Source organism: Haemophilus parainfluenzae, from assembly GCF_003252755.1.
In the GTDB taxonomy this organism is placed as follows: domain Bacteria; phylum Pseudomonadota; class Gammaproteobacteria; order Enterobacterales; family Pasteurellaceae; genus Haemophilus_D; species Haemophilus_D parainfluenzae_N.
Genome location: NZ_QEPT01000005.1, coordinates 63,856 through 81,510, shown reverse-complemented (window position 1 = coordinate 81,510; position 17,655 = coordinate 63,856). Strand labels below are relative to the sequence as shown.

Here is a 17,655-nt window from a genome sequence, read left to right as displayed (position 1 = left end):
CGATTAATTGCTGTAATTATTTCGCTTGGTTGCTACCCACATTTAAGCTGTCTGCATGCATACGACGCTGTAATTCATAGTTTTGTAACATCGTACCAATACGGCGATTTTTTTGTTCAACCTGTTCCGAAGTGGCTACATCTTTGGTCGGAGCGTTGTAACTTACTTCTTGAACTGAACTGTTAAATGGTAAGGTTTGTAAAACAGGGTTTTCTGGTGTAACCGACGTGCTTTTCGCATTAAATGATTGGACACCTACTACTGCCACTAAACACACACCTGCAGCCACCGCAATTTGTGTCATTGGTGCAAAGAATGCTTTTAATTTTTGCACAAATGGTAAGCTGTCTGCTTCTTCTGGTGTTGGTTGAGAAACAGTAATCTCAACGTGTTTTACTTCTTCTAATTCAATTAAATCAGCCATTTTCGCAGTAAAATCAGCACCTAATAATACTGGTGACTCTTTACGCATAACTGCTCTTACTGTGTGATACGCCGCCCAAGATTCTTGTGAATCTTTATCCTGACAAAGTTGTTCCGTCAACTCGGCACTGACTTCTTCTCCATCCATATAGGCTGAAAGTAACTCTTTTTGCATTTTATAAACTCCGACTTTATTTTAACGTTGCATAAGCGGTTGTATTTTGTTCTCAATCACTTCCCGAGCACGGAAAATGCGAGAACGTACAGTGCCTACTGGGCAATCCATTATTTCTGCGATTTCTTCGTAGCTTAACCCTTCAAGCTCACGCAGGGTAATCGCGGTTCTTAAATCTTCTGGCAAACTGTGAATGGTATCAAATACCACTTTTTCTAATTCGCTAGATAACATTTCATTTTCAGGGGTATCTACATCACGTAGATGGGTTCCCACATCGTAGCTTTCGGCATCTTCAGCCAAAATATCTTCGCTCGGTGGACGGCGCCCCTGTGCCGTTAAGTAATTCTTTGCCGTATTAACGGCAATTCGATATAGCCAAGTGTAGAATGCACTATCGCCCCGAAAGGATTCAATGGAACGATAGGCCTTAATAAAGGATTCTTGTACAACATCTGGAATGTCGTTATGAGAAATGTAGCGGGTTAAAAGTCCGGCTACTTTATTTTGATAACGAGAAACCAATAAATTAAAGGCTTTTTTATCGCCTTGCTGCACTCTTTCTACCAAAGCCTGATCTGTTAGCTGTTCAGCCATATATCTCCTATGCTACGTCTAACACGCCTTCATATATTCAAGACAGCAAGCTATTGTTGCTTTATCAGACAGAGTTAAAATTGAAAAGTTCCTTATGTATAAAAAATTTCAAAAAAATTAACGGACATTCGTTTTCTGCATATCTTGGATATATTCAACCATCGCTTGCACTTCGGCATCGTCTGATTGACTGCCATTAAAAAACCACGAAAAAAGCTGTAAATCCGTGGCCGCGAGTAAACGAATAAAAATATCTTTTTTGTCGTCAGTCAGTTGGTCAAAATGCGCTTTATAAAAAGGCATGATGATTTTATCCAACTCAAGCATACCTCGACGACAATCCCATTCAATGCGGAGTTTATTGTATTTATCCATAATTTCTCCCTAAACCATTGTAATTATACCTGATAAATGAAAAGTGCGGTTAAAAATTACCGCACTTTTTTAATCAAAGAATCGATTATTCTGTCGCCTTCGGCTTAATCACGGCATAAACCACGCCAGTTAATAATGCCCCCGTTGCAATTGCACCTAGGTAGAGTAATGGTTCAGAGACAAACGGAATGACAAATAAACCACCATGTGGTGCTTGCAGAGAAATATTTAATGCCATTGAAATCGCACCCGCAGTTGCACCACCAATAACCGAGCTAATAATCACACGTAATGGATCGGCAGCCACAAACGGCAATGCCCCTTCAGAGATAAAGCATAAACCTAAGACAAAAGAAGCTTTACCTGCATCACGTTGATTACGGGTAAATTTACTGCGAGCAATCCAAGTTGCAATCGCCATTCCAATTGGCGGCACCATACCGGCTGCCATAGCGGCAGCCATTGGAGTGTGAACTTGAGAGGCTAACATTCCCACAGAGAACGTATAAGCCGCTTTGTTTACTGGACCACCCATATCAATACACATCATCGCACCGATAATCGCACCTAAGACCATCGCATTGACTTCACCCATGGATTTTAACCAATCGCTTAAGGTAGTCATAATTTGTGAAACCGGTGGGTTGATCACATAAATCATGGCAAGGCCGACAATCAAGGTACCAAAGAGCGGGAGAATTAAAATCGGTTTTAAGGAAGTTAAACTTGCCGGCAATTTAATGGTTGCATTTAATCCTTTCACCACATAACCCGCTAAGAAACCAGCAATAATACCACCTAAAATCCCTGCTCCCGCCGTGGTGGCTAACATACCGCCAATAAGACCTACCGCAAGCCCTGGACGGTCTGCGATAGAAAAGGCCAAATAGCCGGCAAATACTGCAATCATCAGATGGAATGCTGCACCGCCACCGATATCCATTAAGGCTTTTGGAATACCATGGAAAATTGTTTCATCTTTGAAGGCTTCGATACCAAACATAAAGGAAATTGCGATTAACAAACCACCGGCAACCACCAACGGCAACATGTGCGACACGCCGGTCATCAAATGTTTATAGACACCTTTTTTCTCACCGCTTTCTTCTGATTTCGAAGAAGATTTTGCTGCGCCGCCTTCATAAATTTTCGCTTCTTTAAATGCCTTATCGAATTCCTGTGCGGTTTTCTTTAACGCTAAACCTGTCGAAGTACGATACATCGGTTTTCCTTGGAACTTATCTAACGGCACATCAATATCGGCTGCAACAAAGACTAAATCTGCAGCAGCAACTTCTTCAGGAGTAATTTCATTACCTGCGCCCACTTGACCTCGCGTTTCGACTTTTACCTGCCAACCTTGTTTTTTTGCATAGGTTTCAATAGCTTCAGCAGACATAAAGGTATGCGCAACCCCCGTCGGGCAAGCTGTCACCGCGACAATATTTTTGACGCCAGAAACACCGCCAAATCCAACCGCACTTTGAGCGGGTTGAACATAGTCCACTGCTTGATTGAGTGCATTCGTCAGCGTGACTTCAGGTGAAGCAATCGCCGCATCTTCATTGACTAAAAAGACTTTTTTGCCCACAAGTTCAGCAGAGTTTGGCAAACTAGATCCGAAAACAATCACTAAATCCGCATCTGTCGCTTGTTCAACCACAGTATGATTGGCTTTTTTCGCTGCCATGCCCAATGCTTGGCGAAGTAAATAGGCTTTTGCCGCACCAATTTGCGGAGATTGAGTTAAAAACAAATTCATTACATTATCCTTCAATCACAGAAATTTTGACATTCGCCAGAATTGGCTCAAGCAAGGCGATATCGCTCACCCCCACGTTACTTTGCGAAACGGCAAAGGCAGAAACAGCACTCGCAAATGCTAAGGTTTCCGCTTGAGATAAGCCTTTTTCGATACCGTAAATTAAGCCTGCCACCATAGAATCACCAGCCCCTACGGTGCTCACCACGTTTTCACATTTAGGTGGTTGAGCTTGAATAACAGCTTGATCACTCAGCCATAAAGAACCATTCGCGCCCATCGAAATAATAACGTTAGCAATGCCTTCTGCTTTAAGTTTTTTAGCCGCCGCAATAATTTCATCAAGAGAATTTAACGGATGACCAATCCACGCTTCCAATTCGCGATGATTTGGTTTTACCAACCAAGGATGGGCTTTCAAACCTGCTGTGAGTGCCGCATTACTGCTATCTAATACGACTTTCACACCAGCTTGATGCAACTGCTTAAGCCAATCCGCGAACAATTCAGGACTCACACCTCTCGGTAAACTGCCACATACCGCAACGATGTCAAAGTTTTGGCAATACGCTAATGAATCTGCTGTAAATTGCTGCCAAGCTTCTGGGGTGATTTGATAACCTAAGAAATTTAGGTCCGTCACATCGGCTTCGGTTTCCGTAATTTTTACATTAATACGGGTTTTGCCTGCAACACGATGGAATTTGTCTTCTAAGCCTTGTTTTTTAAATAGGGTTTCGAAATCACCCACGTTGTCTTCCCCTAAGAAGCCACCAACCGCCACCTCTACGCCCAAATCTTTTAATACTTTAGCGACATTAATGCCTTTTCCGGCAGGGAAAAGACCAAGGGTTTCAACAGTATTCACTTCGCCGATTTCAATACGCGGCAAACGCCCGACTAAGTCGTAAGCGGCATTTAAGGTAATTGTTGCTACTTTTGCCATCACTTACTCCTTACCTTCACCTAAACCGCTTTCAATGACTGCACCAATACCGTCAATCGCTTGTTGAGCTTCTTCGCCGCTCGCTACAAAACGTAAGCGATGACCTTTCACGACACCGAGCGCCACAATTTTCATCAGACTTTTTGCGCTGACTAATTGGCTATCACGATCTAAGTTTTGTACCGCAACAGACGCATTGTATTTTTTCACTTCATTAACCAGTACCGCACTTGGACGAGCATGTAAACCGTGTTCATTACGAATCATAAATACGGCTTCAATGGCATCTGCTGGTAAACCTGTTTTGTCTTCGTGAATTTGTGGTGCGTGCTCACTGCTCACTTCAATGGTATCCGGTTCAGCCGGTGGCACAGCAGAGACAGCTTCACCAAGCCCACTCGCAATAATCTTACCTAAGGCTTCAATGGCTTGTTTCGCATCATCCCCTTCTGCCACAAAACGTAAGCGATGACCTTGAGTGACACCTAATGCCACAATTTTCATCAAGCTTTTTGCACTAACTGGTGCGGTTTCTCGAGTAAGATTTTGTACGGTAATCTTGGAGGCGAATTTTTTCATCTCATTAACAAGCACCGCACTTGGGCGAGCGTGCAAGCCATGTTCATTGCGAACAGTAAAGGTCCCAATCACTGCACCTGTATCAATTTGACCTTCAGATTGAGCAGCTGCTGCAACAGGCACTTTACCGCCATTAAGTGCGGTCAAAATTTGCTGCGTATTACCACTTAATAAAATATTTTGGACTTCATCATCCAATAAACGCGCTAATGTCTCATTGATTTGATCGTTAACCGCCGAAATCGTCAACACGCCTTTCACCGCTTTGCCATTATGATTAAAAATGGTTTTCGCACGACTGAATGCTAAGGCATTTTTCACATTACCTGATACGGCATCGGTTACCCATAACCCTTTACCAAGCGGCAGAGCAGAATTGGATACCACTTCAGAAACAAAGCTATTTTCAACCGCACTTTGCTGTTGTAATTTACCTGCATTGATGGCGGTAAGGATGAGCAAACTTTGCGTTTCAATATCTAAACTTAATGTTTCTTCAGCAATGCTAAAAGCATCGCTTTCACCTAACAAAATCGCACGGAATTTTTCAACATTTGTTAATGTCGCTAACTGTGCCGCAGTGTCTTCATCACCTAAAACATGCGTTAATTGACGAAGCAAAGCAAGATGCTCATCGGAACGGGCAGCAATACCAATCACAACATAAGCAATATTGCCTTCTCCCCACTCAATACCTTGTGGAAATTGGAAAACTTGCACACCGGTTTTTTTCACCATCGAACGGGTTTCTAATGTACCGTGTGGAATCGCAATCCCATTGCCTAAAAAAGTGGAGGTTTGTTGTTCACGTCCAAGCATGCCCTGCAAATAGCCTTGTTCAACATTGCCAGCTTGCTCTAACGCACTTGCAGCCATTTCAATAGCTTGCAGCTTATTTGTTGCCGTAGCATTTAAATGAATGTTGCTTTCCGAAAGTTCTAACATTCTTGCTCCTTCACATTGATGATTTTAAAAAAGAAAAGCTGCTGATGGGATCGCTCATCAACAGCTCAAATTGATTATTGGCCGGTACAGGCTTTGAGTAGCATTTCGCTACCTTGGGAAATGTAAGCGTCATTTTCACCGCGCTCTTTGCCTTTTTGCAAATCACGCATTGCATCGTAGATCCCTTGTGTCACACTTGGTGAATCCACTTTTTGCCAACAATTCGCGCTTAAGCGGCTGAAGTTGGTTTGTAATGCTTCTGCATGCAACACACCACTGTAGTAAGCATACACATCAGAATCATGACCACCTGTGTAGAGTTTATCTTGAATTTGTTTGATTGGCACAACAATACGACCGAGATACCAGTCATTTGCACCACTTGCAAAATTATCCACAAAGAAATTTTTTGTTACGCGATCTTTATAGGTTGCCACAGTGGCTTCATAAGCTGCCGCGTAAGATTTTTGGTCGATTTTATCTTTATCTAAATCAATGACCTTTTTGTCTTTACCCATAAACGGAATGTAAGAGGTCATATCTGAAATCGAAGAACAACCTGCAAGCATTACTGCCACAAAGAATACCGAGATTTTTTTAAACATTAAATTTTCCTTATTTATAGGCGGTTAAAAACGCCGTTAATTATACTTAGAATGGGGAGTTAAGCAAGGTAACACCTAGTACTACGCTGATTCTTTGCTCACTCCGCTGTCTTTGACAATCGAAACTAAAATTTGATCAATTTTGAAGTTTTCGGTATCAATGACTTCAAATTTATATTTATCGTATACGACAAAATCGGTTTTTTTCGGGATTTTGCGTAACATATACATCATAAAGCCACTAATAGTCTCATAATTTTCTGAATCAGGGAAAGATTCAATATCCAAAACTCGCATCACATCTTCAAGCGGTGTTGCACCATCAATCAACCAAGAGTTTTCATCACGGCTGACAATTTGTTCTTCTTCGTTAGAAACCAATTCGCCCATCACAATACTCATCACATCGTTCAAGGTAATTAAGCCCATTACAAGCGCATATTCATTGACGATAATCGCAAAATCTTCCCCCGTAGATTTAAACAACTCCAATACTTCGTATAACGACAGCGTATCTGGGATAAATAACGCTTTGCGTAATAAACGGCTATCTGTTAAATCTACTACTTCTTGTTGAAGATAAAGCGTCAACAAAGTATGGGATTCCACATAACCTAAAATCTTGTCCAAACCATTATCACAGATCACTAATTTAGAATGAGAGTCAGCCGATAAGGTATTCAACACTTCCTGACGAGTAAAAGTGCGGTCTAAAAACACGATGTTTTCACGAGTCGTCATGGTTGAAGACACGGTACGCTCTTGCATTTCAAAGATGTTTTCAATCAAATAATGTTCTTGTGTTTTTAGTACGCCCGCTTCGGCACCAGCCTCCACAATCGCCACAATGTCTTCTGGAGTCATATTATCTTCGCGCTTAGTGGATATCCCCATTAAATGGAAGAAGATATTAGAAAGACCATCAAAAAACCATACAATGGGTTTCAATAAGAAAATAAAGGCTTGCATAATGCCAATAGTCCGCAGCGCAACACCTTCAGGATTAATCAGTGCGAGGCGTTTCGGAATTAAATCGGCTAATAAAACAAATGTTATGGTTACCATGAAAAAGGCAATCCAAGAGGAGGCTGGCTCAACCCATTCAGCCGTGGTGTATTCATATAAAAAACTCTGTAAGTGAAGACTAATAGTTGCTTCACCAATCACACCACCGAGTACGGCGACCATATTAAGTCCAATTTGTACTACAGTGATGAAACGCCCTGGCTGTTCCTGTAATTTTAAAACTTTCTCCGCTTTGATATTGCCTTCATTGGCCAACGTTTGTAGTTTAATGCGTCTTGCACCCGCGAGAGAAATCTCAGCTGATGACAAGATTGCACTGACAATAATTAATACGATTAAAATAAAAATCGCTGCAGATAAACTCATAATGTTCTCTTTATTGGTTTTAAAGTACGGTCAATTTACCGCTAGTTTTTAGGTTTGAAATGTTATTATTAAATTGTGAGGGCGTTCTATGACGCCCTATTTAAGAAACGCTAATTTTCGCTGTCGAACCAGCCGCGTACAAATTGTATAGAAAGGAAAAGGGTAACTAATAGGAATGCATAGAATACCCAAGATAAAATCGGATGGCTTGGTGTCACATCGCCACTGATTTCTTTCACCGCAACGGCATTGCGATATTCATCGAACATCGTCATCCGCCAACCGTAATACTTGATTTGCACTAATTTGTTTTCATTACCAAAGGCTTGAACTTGAGCCTGTAAGTTCGCTGAACCAAATTTAAAGTAGAACGGGAAACCCCAACGGGTATCTTCATTACGATACACCATGATTTTGCCATCATCATTTTGTGTATTGATAAAATACACATCGCGCGTTGGACCATCAGCCGGATTCGATTTTGTAATCGGGCCATCTTTATCCACACGTTTCACTTCTACACCCGTTACTCGCGTCACATCATAGTGTGGGAAAACGTAGTCCACCACAGCGAACATAAAGCCGTGGAAAACAAAGACCACTAAAAATAAAAAGTACTTAAAAAACTTACGCATAACACTCTCTCATTTAAATCGATGATTTATTGTACATTAATTTTAAATAAACGCTCGAAGTTTTGTGTACTAATTTGCGCAAATTCTTCCATAGACAGCCCTTTTAACGCTGCCACATATTCACACACCTCTCGCGTATAGGCAGGTTGGTTCTCTTTACCACGATAAGGCACGGGTGCTAAGTAAGGCGAATCCGTTTCAACTAACAAACGATCTGCCGGTACATAACGAATAGCTTCACGAATACTTTCCGCATTTTTAAAGGTTATAATGCCTGAACAAGAAATATAAAACCCTAAATCAAGTGCCTTCTTCGCAAAGTCCAAGGTTTCTGTAAAACAATGAATTAATCCACCGCACTTTTCTGCATGATGCTCACGCAACATGGCAATGGTATCTTCTGGCGCTGAACGAGTATGAATAATCACGGGTTTATCCACTTCATTAGCAATTCTGATTTGATCAGCAAAAACTGTTTGCTGCAATGCCTTATTATCTGCACTGTAATAATAATCCAAACCAATTTCGCCAATTGCGATCACTTTTTTATCTTGGGATAAACGTAATAAACGCTCAGCATCGTAAGGTTCTTCTTCAAGATCTAGTGGATGCACGCCGCAAGCTAAAGACACATTTGGAAATTTTGCTAACTCAGGGTAAGTTTTTTCAAAACGGCTTAATGTTACATCAATGGCGAGTAAATGCTTCACATCCCGTGCATTGGCTTTAGCCACTACATCAGCAATATCTTTGTGTAAATTTTTATAATCCAATGCATCTAAATGGCAATGGGAATCTACGATAAACATAATTTATTTAGTCCTTAAATACGTCGGTAATTAACTTCGTCAAACCATCTAATAACATTAATTCTGTGTTAACGCCGTTGATAGTGAGTAAATCCGAGCGTACTTTTTGCATAATTTTATTTGCGGTTAATAACCCAAGCGCTGTTTGCTCGTCTGCAAATTGAGTTACACCTGTTTTAAGATCAAGTATTTGCCAGCCACTTTGTATTTCGAGTTTGTATTTAATGGCATCGCTTAAAAACGCTAAAATCCAATCCACTTGCTGTACGGTGCGTTCTTTTTCAAAGAAAGGCAAAATTTCCAAAGGAGAACGACGACGATAAAACAGCCAAAATTGGCGTAGGAAATTCTTCCGTTGTTCAATTAATCCTTGCTGGAGGGTTTCCAATGCTAACAGTGGACGACCTAAATTCATCTCAAGTGCGGTTAATAATTCTGATGTTTCTGCCTGAAATTTAGAAGAAAGCCAAGTTAAGGCTTCTGCTTCCGTTGGCAAAGGAACATTCCACACCTGGCAACGGCTGTAAATAGTCGCTAACAATGAAGAGGATGGCTCTGTTTGCAACAAGAAATACGTGTTCGGACGCGGCTCTTCCAAAGTTTTGAGCAACGCATTCGCTGCCGCTTCCGTAAGACGTTCCGCATCTTGGATATACACTAATTTATTGCCGTTTTGTTGTGCGTGTTGGCTGACAACTTCATTAATCGCCCGTACCTGATCAACACCAATGTCTTTGCCTTCTTGAGAGGCTAAAACATGAAAATCAGGGTGGCTGTGCGCTGCCATTAAGTGACAAGCATGGCAATGGCCACAAGGTGCATTATCCGGTGTTTGACACATAATGCGTTTTGTTAAAGCCTCAAACAAACCTTCAGCACCGAGACCTTGATCAGCTTTAATCAATAATGCATGATGCCCCAAACCTTCGCTAAAAGTTTGGCTAATCTTATTATAAGTGGGCACTAACCAAGGATAAAGTTCGCTCATTTTGCTTGTGAAACCCACCAATTTTTGACCGCACTTTGAATGTCCGCTTGTACTTGTGCCAAAGGCTGGCCAGCATTAATAATGGCGGCTTTCGGATTGTTTTGCACCAATTCCAAATAACGTTGGCGAGTACGATGGAAGAAATCAAGCCCTTGTTGTTCAATACGGTCTAATTCGCCTCGTCCTCTAGCACGTGCAAGCCCCTCTGCAGGATCAATATCTAAATACAGTACAAAATCGGGTTCAAAATCACCTAACACCATATTTTTTAAATTTGCCATCAGCGTTTGGTCAAACTGACGCCCACCACCTTGATAGGCCTGAGAAGACATATCGTGACGATCGCCAAGCACAATTTTTCCTTCTGCCAATGCTGGCTTAATCACATTTTCTACCAATTGAATTCGTGCCGCATAAAGCATTAATAATTCCGCTTTATCGGTAACAGGCTCTTCTGTTTCATGTTTGATTAAATGGCGTAATTTCTCTGCTAACGGTGTACCGCCTGGCTCACGAGTAAACACGATATCATTTACACCAAGAGATTTTAATGTATCCACCACCGTTTGCATGGCGGTACTTTTACCTGCACCTTCCAGCCCTTCAATGACGATAAATTTGCCTTGCATTAGTTGGCTCCTTTTTGTTGGTTACGATACCAACGTAAATATTCTTGCACCGCTTTATTATGCTCGTTCAGATTGCGAGTAAATTTATGACCGCCACTTCCATCAGCAACAAAATAATAAAAGTCCGTTTTCGCTGGATGCGCCACAGCCTGTAAAGCGCTCTCACTCACCATCGCAATTGGTGTTGGTGGTAAACCCTCAATCATATAGGTATTGTACGGGGTCATCGTTTCCAAATCTTTCTTACGAATATTGCCGGTATAACTCTCACCCATTCCATAAATCACGGTTGGGTCAGTTTGCAGTTTCATATTGGCTTTTAAACGATTAATAAATACTGAAGCCACTTGTGGGCGCTCCGCCGCAATTCCTGTTTCTTTCTCCACAATAGAAGCTAAAATTAGCATCTGATATGGATCTGCTAATGGGAGATTTTCATCCCGTTCACTCCACGCTTTATCTAAAGCTTTTTGTAAGCGAGTAGCTGAACGTTTTAATAATTCAAGATCCGTCGAGTTAGGCGTGTAATTATAGGTATCTGGATACAACCACCCATCCATGTTATTCCATTCGTAAACGGCTTTTGCAACGGCTGGAATATCCAATAACACCATGATCTCTTTATCCGTTTTACCTTGCAAGGTTTGTTTTAAGTGAGGTGCGCTTTCAAGGTTTTTACGCCATTCCTTGAACGTTTTACCTTCAATAAACTTCACGCTAAATTGCGCTTCCTTGCCGGAATTGAGCATATCCAATAAATCTTGCAACGTTTTCACGCCCGTTAAAGAATAAGTCCCCGCTTTCACTTTGTTGAGCTGCGGTTGTAATTTCAATAACCAAGGCAATAAATCGGCATGTTCAAGAATTTTTTCTTGCTCTAATAAAGCGGCGAGTTTACTGCCAGTAGTGCCTCGCTCAATTGTAAGCAATTGATCCTGCGTGACATTCACCGGCGTATGAACAAACTCAGTTAATTTTTGATAACCCCAAAAACCAACACCACCAAGAATTAGCAAGAGAATCAGTAAAAAGACAAAAAATTTTTTCATGCGTCACTCATTTTATAAAAACGACAAAAGGGGCAAAAATGCCCCCTTATTCTAACGGTTTCTGTTACTTATCGAAATATTGAATATCAGCATTTTTACGTAATGCTTTCACCCAGTCTTTGGTTGCATCTTGTAATTGGCTATTCACGATTTGTTCGTAAGCTTTTTGACGATAGGCATCTTCTGTTTTATCGCCATCACGACTACCGGTTACTTCGAGAATATGCCAACCAAATTCAGATTTAAATGGAGCAGAAATAGTACCTTGTGGGGTTGTTTCAACCATTTTTGCAAATGGACCTACATAAGCTTCAGGGAAAGCATAGCCTAAACTTCCACCATTCGCACCTGATAAATAATCTTTAGAGTATTTTAATGCCGCATCAGCAAATGTCATTTTGCCCGAAATAATCTCGCTACGAATACGCTCTAATTCTGCTTTTGCTTGTGCATCATTCAGTAATGGGTTTAATTTTAATAAAATATGACGAACTTCATACTCTTTGCCCATCACTTTTTGCGCCGTGCCTTTTGCTTTTGCTTCATCGAGCATTTGTTTACCCAACGCATCCACTTGCTCACGAGTCACATCTACGCTGTTTTGAATAGCATGGTTGCGCACACCAGCCATTAACATTTGGCGAGAAATTTGTTGTTTAAATGCATTTAAGGAAATGCCTTGATAATCGAGCGCATCCAAGAATTGACCATAAGTTAAACCATTTTTTGCTGCAATATCTTCTACGATACGGTTTACTTCTGCTTGGTTGACTTTTACACCCGATTCTTTTATGGCCTTCTCTGTTAGCATGTCGTCAATAATTTTATCTAGCGCGGCACGTTGGCTACCTTTTTTGCCCATCACAGCATTCACTTGGCTTTGTAAAATTGGCGTACCATTTACAGTCGCCACTACACGTTCTTCTGCTTGTACTTGAGAAAAAGTAAACAGACCGATCATGGCAAATAAAAAAGATTTTAACATTGATTTTTTCATTTTAGTTATCTTAAAAAATAATAGGATAATGCTCGTTAGATTATCAATTTTATCAAAGGTTCACAATAGGCTGATCGTTATTTAGGCAATAATGCCACTTCATAACAACCATCATATTTTAATGTACGCACCTGAACTTGTTCATCACGGGAAGTCGGCACATTTTTACCTACATAGTCTGCCCGAATTGGTAATTCACGATGTCCACGATCTACAAAGATGACCAATTCAATTTTAGCTGCTCGTCCAAAATCTGTTAACGCATCCATCGCAGCACGAATGGTTCTTCCAGTGAATAATACATCATCAATCAAAATGACTTCTTTACCCTGAATATTCATATAACTGGAGGCACCGCTATACACAGGAGTTGGATTTTCAGGTTCAACATACTCTAAGTCATCACGGTAAAACGTGATATCCAATTCCATCATGGGAAGACTTACACCATTCAACTCTTCAATGCGACGTTGAATTAATTCAGCAATTTCTGCTCCGCGACGTTTTACCCCAACTAAAATCACATTATCGAAATCTTGGTGCTTTTCAATAATTTCATGGGAAATACGCGAAATAGTGCGTAAAAATCTGTCTGCATCAATAATGATTTTTTCCATTTTGTTTCTCGCTTTGTTTATATCGACTAAAGTGCGGTTAAAAACACTGATTTTTTGGCCGCACTTTTACTGGAATATTAACCGAATTCTAGCTCTACCGCATTTTCGCCGAGCAAATTCACCAATTCTGTTAGAATCTCATCCGTTGGCGTAATCGACCATTGAATCCCTAAACGCAATAACGCACGACCTTTTGCACTTTGATAATATACGTTAATAGGTAAAGTGCCGCCACTAACAGGCTCTAACATCTCTTTCAGTTTCTTAATAAAACTTGGGCTAATCTGCTCCTCAGACAAACTGATAGCCAAGGATTTCGCATAACGGGAACGTGCTTCATCCAAAGTCATCAAATCCCGTACCGACATTTTTAATCCGCCTGAAAAATCGTCAAAACTGACTTGGCCAGATACCACCACAACTGTATCTTTTTGCAGTTTTTCGCCGAATTGGTCTAAGCTTTCACCGAATAGGGTTAAATCCAAACGTCCAGAACGATCATCTATGGTTGCAATACCTATTCGATTACCTTTTTTCGTTGTAGCAAAGCGAGTTGATACTAACAAACCGGCTGCTGTGCTAATCTGTCCTCGGCGGTTTGGTGTGAGATCTTTTAATCGAGTGGAACTGTAATGAGAAAGCTCTTTTAAATAACGACTTACCGGATGGCTGCTTAAATACAAACCAAGGGTTTCACGTTCACCATCTAAAATTTGTTTTTCTGTGTAAGGTGGTGTGTGGGCGTAAGCATTTTCCACTTCTTCGTGTGTTTCTGTCAGCACACCGAACATATCGGCTTGCCCCATGGCCTCATCTTTTGCATGCTGATCTGAAGCTTTGAGTGCATCTTCTAGATTCTTAGATAGCGCCGCACGGTGTGGTCCTAGCTTATCAAATGCGCCCGACATAATCAGACTTTCAAAGGTACGACGGTTAATTTTCTTCAAATCAACGCGAGCACATAAATCAAATAAATCTCTGAAAATCCCACCTTCATTACGTGCGGTAATTAGGGCTTCAATCGGACCTTCACCCACACCTTTAATGGCGCCGATACCGTAAACAATTTCACCATTTTCATTCACGCTGAAATGATGTTTCCCTACATTGATATCCGGTGGCGTGACTTTTAAGCCCATACGTAAACATTCATCGTACAAGCCAACAATTTTATCGGTATTATCCATTTCCGAGGTCATTACCGCTGCCATAAATTCAGCTGGGAAATGGGTTTTCAGCCAAAGGGTTTGGTAAGATACCAATGCATAAGCAGCGGAGTGCGATTTATTAAAACCATATCCAGCAAATTTTTCCACCAAGTCAAAAATCTTCATGGAAAGCTCACCATCAACGCCATTTTTTTCCGCGCCTTCTTTAAACACAGAGCGCTGTTTCGCCATTTCCTCTGGCTTTTTCTTACCCATCGCACGACGTAATAAGTCCGCACCACCAAGAGTATAGCCCGCTAGCACCTGAGCAATTTGCATGACTTGCTCTTGGTACAAAATAATACCGTAAGTTGGCTCTAAAATCGGTTTAAGGCTTTCGTGTTGATAGTTTGCGTCAGGATAAGACACTTCTTCTCGACCATGTTTACGGTCAATAAAGTTATCCACCATGCCCGATTGTAATGGACCTGGTCGGAATAATGCCACCAACGCGATAATATCTTCAAAACAGTCTGGCTGAAGGCGTTTAATTAAATCTTTCATCCCACGCGATTCCAACTGGAATACAGCAGTCGTTTCAGATCGCTTCAACAACTCAAAAGATTCAGGATCATCTAATGGAATAGCAGCAATATCGACTGGTGGTTTGCCTTCACAAGCAAGGCGGGCATTAATCATATCTAGTGCCCATTTGATAATGGTGAGTGTACGCAAGCCTAAGAAGTCAAACTTCACTAAACCGGCATATTCCACATCATTTTTATCGAAGTGGGTAACAGGATGAAGTCCCTCGTTGTCGCAATAAAGTGGTGCAAAGTCTGTAATCAAGGAGGGCGAAATCACCACGCCACCTGCGTGTTTACCCGCATTTCGCGTTACCCCCTCTAGCTTACGCGCCATATCAATTAGGGCTTTGACTTCTTCATCTGAATCATATGCCACTTGTAACTGTGGTTCAGCCTCAAAAGCCTTAGCTAAAGTCATGCCGGGATCAGGGGGAATCATTTTCGAAATACGATCTACAAAGCCGTAAGGATGGCCTAATACGCGCCCTACGTCTCGAATTACTGCTTTCGCTGCCATGGTACCGAAAGTAATAATTTGTGATACCGCCCCACGACCATAGGTGTCTGCCACATGATCGATAACGCGATCGCGTCCATCCATACAGAAATCCACGTCGAAATCGGGCATGGAAACACGTTCTGGGTTTAAGAAACGTTCAAAAAGAAGATCGAATTCAAGGGGATCTAAATCAGTAATTTTTAGTGCATAAGCCACCAATGAACCTGCACCAGAACCCCGTCCAGGTCCTACCGGAATATCATTGTCTTTTGACCACTGGATAAACTCCATGACGATTAAGAAGTACCCCGGGAAACCCATTTGGTTGATCACATCGAGTTCAACTTGAAGGCGCTCATCATATTCTGGTCGTCTTTCTGCCCGCACTTTTTCATCAGGGAATAAAAACGCCAAACGCTCTTCCAACCCCTCTTTGGATTTCATCACCAAATAATCTTCCGTACTCAGTTCACCAGTTGGAAATTGAGGGAGGAAATATTGCCCTAAACGCAAAGTCACATTACAGCGTTGAGCAATTAATACGGTATTTTCAAGTGCAGAAGGAATGTCCGAAAATAAGTCACACATCTCTTCTTCCGAACGAAAATATTGTTGCTCGGTATAACGTTTTGGACGTTTTGGATCGTCAAGAGTATAGCCATCATGAATAGCGACTCGAATTTCGTGTGCCTCAAAATCATCAGGCGCGAGAAAGACAACATCATTGGTTGCGACAAGCGGTAAATCATGTTCCTCAGCTAATTTTAATGCAGCTTGAATATAACGTTCTTCATCTGGTCGGCCGGTTCTGGAAAGCGAAAGGTAAAAATGGTCAGAGAAAAATTCTTGATAAAAACTGACCGCACTTTCAGCTTCAGAGCTATTTTCTTTAAGGAGTTTTTTAGCAATATCGCCTTGTGTGCCACCCGATAAAATAATCACACCTTCACGGTGTTCAATCAACCACTCTTGGTCAATATAAGGAAGATCCACATAGCCGCGCTGATAGGCTTTTGAAAGCAGTAAAGTGATGTTTTTATAGCCTTCATTATTCTTAGCAAGTAAAGTGAGCGTGAATAATTCCTCGCCGCACAACTCGCTTTTAACATGAACATCTGCACCAATAATCGGTTTAATCCCCGAAGAAAGGGTTTCACCATAAAAACGTACCACACCACAAAAATTGGTGAAATCAGTTAATGCCAACGCGACCATGTTATCTGCTGCACACGCCTTGACTAATGGTTTCACTTTCGCGATTCCATCAATCATAGAAAAATCAGTGTGCGTACGGAGATGCACAAAACGCGGTTTGGCTGACATTCAAATTCCTTGTTAAGTAAAAGTGCGGTTAATTCTAACGGGATTTTGCAATTGGCTCAATAAAACAAAATGCGAGGCTAAACCCCGCATTTCCAACTTACATTTGTGATTATTTTCTTGCCAATGGTGGCACGAAAGTTAAACCTAAATCCCAAGGTTGTTCAATCCAAGTATTTTGTGGAATATCAATCACGTAATCATCCACTAACTCAGCACCTGCTGGTTTTGCGAATACTGTGACAAATTTTGCTTTCGGGTACATTTCACGAATTGCACGAGCAGTGTTGCCGGTATCCACTAAATCGTCTACCACAATCATTCCTTCGCCATCACCCTCAGCACGGTGTAATACTTTTAATGCACCTTGTTCATCGTGATCATAACTGGCAATACACACGGTTTCCACGAAACGAATATTTAATTCGCGAGCAAGTACCGCTGCTGGGAATAAACCACCACGGCTTACTGCGATGATACCTTTCCACTGAGTGGCAGGAAGTAAACGTTCCGCTAATTTGCGGGCATGCATTTGGAACATATCCCAAGTCACAACATATTTTTCGCTCATAACAAAT

General features: G+C 41.4%; 17 protein-coding genes. All 17 read right to left on the bottom strand.

Going from position 1 to position 17,655, the window contains the following annotated elements; all coding sequences use genetic code 11:
- Positions 1–16: 16 nt before the first annotated feature.
- On the bottom strand, positions 17–598 hold the full coding sequence (locus DPV95_RS07420; protein ID WP_049366672.1) for a sigma-E factor negative regulatory protein: 582 nt from the start codon (positions 596–598) through the stop codon (positions 17–19).
- A 21-nt stretch (positions 599–619) separates the two neighbouring features.
- Positions 620–1,195, bottom strand: coding sequence for an RNA polymerase sigma factor RpoE (gene rpoE, locus DPV95_RS07415; RefSeq protein WP_014064431.1), 576 nt, complete (start codon positions 1,193–1,195; stop codon positions 620–622).
- Between the two features lie 117 nt (positions 1,196–1,312).
- On the bottom strand, positions 1,313–1,570 hold the full coding sequence (locus DPV95_RS07410; RefSeq protein WP_049366673.1) for an FAD assembly factor SdhE: 258 nt from the start codon (positions 1,568–1,570) through the stop codon (positions 1,313–1,315).
- A gap of 85 nt (positions 1,571–1,655) precedes the next feature.
- Positions 1,656–3,332 (bottom strand): fructose-specific PTS transporter subunit EIIC, encoded by a 1,677-nt coding sequence (locus tag DPV95_RS07405; RefSeq protein WP_111406888.1) that lies wholly within the window; start codon positions 3,330–3,332, stop codon positions 1,656–1,658.
- A 4-nt stretch (positions 3,333–3,336) separates the two neighbouring features.
- Positions 3,337–4,278 (bottom strand): 1-phosphofructokinase, encoded by a 942-nt coding sequence (gene fruK / locus DPV95_RS07400; protein WP_049366675.1) that lies wholly within the window; start codon positions 4,276–4,278, stop codon positions 3,337–3,339.
- Positions 4,279–4,281: 3 nt separating this feature from the next.
- Positions 4,282–5,802, bottom strand: coding sequence for a fused PTS fructose transporter subunit IIA/HPr protein (fruB, locus tag DPV95_RS07395; RefSeq protein WP_111406887.1), 1,521 nt, complete (start codon positions 5,800–5,802; stop codon positions 4,282–4,284).
- Positions 5,803–5,876: 74 nt separating this feature from the next.
- On the bottom strand, positions 5,877–6,407 hold the full coding sequence (locus DPV95_RS07390; protein ID WP_049365129.1) for an HI_0449 family lipoprotein: 531 nt from the start codon (positions 6,405–6,407) through the stop codon (positions 5,877–5,879).
- Between the two features lie 81 nt (positions 6,408–6,488).
- Positions 6,489–7,799: a polyamine export protein PaeA gene (paeA, locus tag DPV95_RS07385; RefSeq protein WP_049366677.1), complete on the bottom strand. Its 1,311-nt coding sequence runs from the start codon at positions 7,797–7,799 to the stop codon at positions 6,489–6,491.
- Positions 7,800–7,909: 110 nt separating this feature from the next.
- Positions 7,910–8,434, bottom strand: a complete 525-nt coding sequence (locus tag DPV95_RS07380) for a DUF1523 family protein (RefSeq protein WP_049366678.1) — start codon at positions 8,432–8,434, stop codon at positions 7,910–7,912.
- A gap of 26 nt (positions 8,435–8,460) precedes the next feature.
- Entirely contained in the window at positions 8,461–9,243 is a 783-nt protein-coding gene (locus DPV95_RS07375; protein WP_049366679.1) for a YchF/TatD family DNA exonuclease, read from the bottom strand.
- Between the two features lie 7 nt (positions 9,244–9,250).
- The gene (locus DPV95_RS07370) at positions 9,251–10,231 is read right to left on the bottom strand and encodes a DNA polymerase III subunit delta' (RefSeq protein ID WP_111406886.1); all 981 of its coding nucleotides are present in this window, start codon (positions 10,229–10,231) and stop codon (positions 9,251–9,253) included.
- Complete coding sequence (tmk, locus tag DPV95_RS07365; RefSeq protein ID WP_111406885.1) at positions 10,228–10,860, bottom strand: dTMP kinase; 633 nt, start codon at positions 10,858–10,860, stop codon at positions 10,228–10,230. The genes DPV95_RS07370 and tmk overlap by 4 nt, the downstream gene beginning before the upstream one ends.
- On the bottom strand, positions 10,860–11,909 hold the full coding sequence (mltG, locus tag DPV95_RS07360; protein ID WP_070591009.1) for an endolytic transglycosylase MltG: 1,050 nt from the start codon (positions 11,907–11,909) through the stop codon (positions 10,860–10,862). The genes tmk and mltG overlap by 1 nt, the downstream gene beginning before the upstream one ends.
- A 64-nt stretch (positions 11,910–11,973) precedes the next feature.
- Positions 11,974–12,906 (bottom strand): peptidylprolyl isomerase, encoded by a 933-nt coding sequence (locus DPV95_RS07355; RefSeq protein ID WP_049366683.1) that lies wholly within the window; start codon positions 12,904–12,906, stop codon positions 11,974–11,976.
- A gap of 77 nt (positions 12,907–12,983) precedes the next feature.
- Complete coding sequence (gene pyrR / locus DPV95_RS07350; RefSeq protein ID WP_049366684.1) at positions 12,984–13,523, bottom strand: bifunctional pyr operon transcriptional regulator/uracil phosphoribosyltransferase PyrR; 540 nt, start codon at positions 13,521–13,523, stop codon at positions 12,984–12,986.
- A 77-nt stretch (positions 13,524–13,600) separates the two neighbouring features.
- Positions 13,601–17,080: a DNA polymerase III subunit alpha gene (gene dnaE, locus DPV95_RS07345; protein ID WP_049366685.1), complete on the bottom strand. Its 3,480-nt coding sequence runs from the start codon at positions 17,078–17,080 to the stop codon at positions 13,601–13,603.
- 109 nt (positions 17,081–17,189) lie between these two features.
- Positions 17,190–17,648, bottom strand: a complete 459-nt coding sequence (gene gpt, locus DPV95_RS07340; RefSeq protein WP_049366686.1) for a xanthine phosphoribosyltransferase — start codon at positions 17,646–17,648, stop codon at positions 17,190–17,192.
- Positions 17,649–17,655 lie beyond the last annotated feature (7 nt).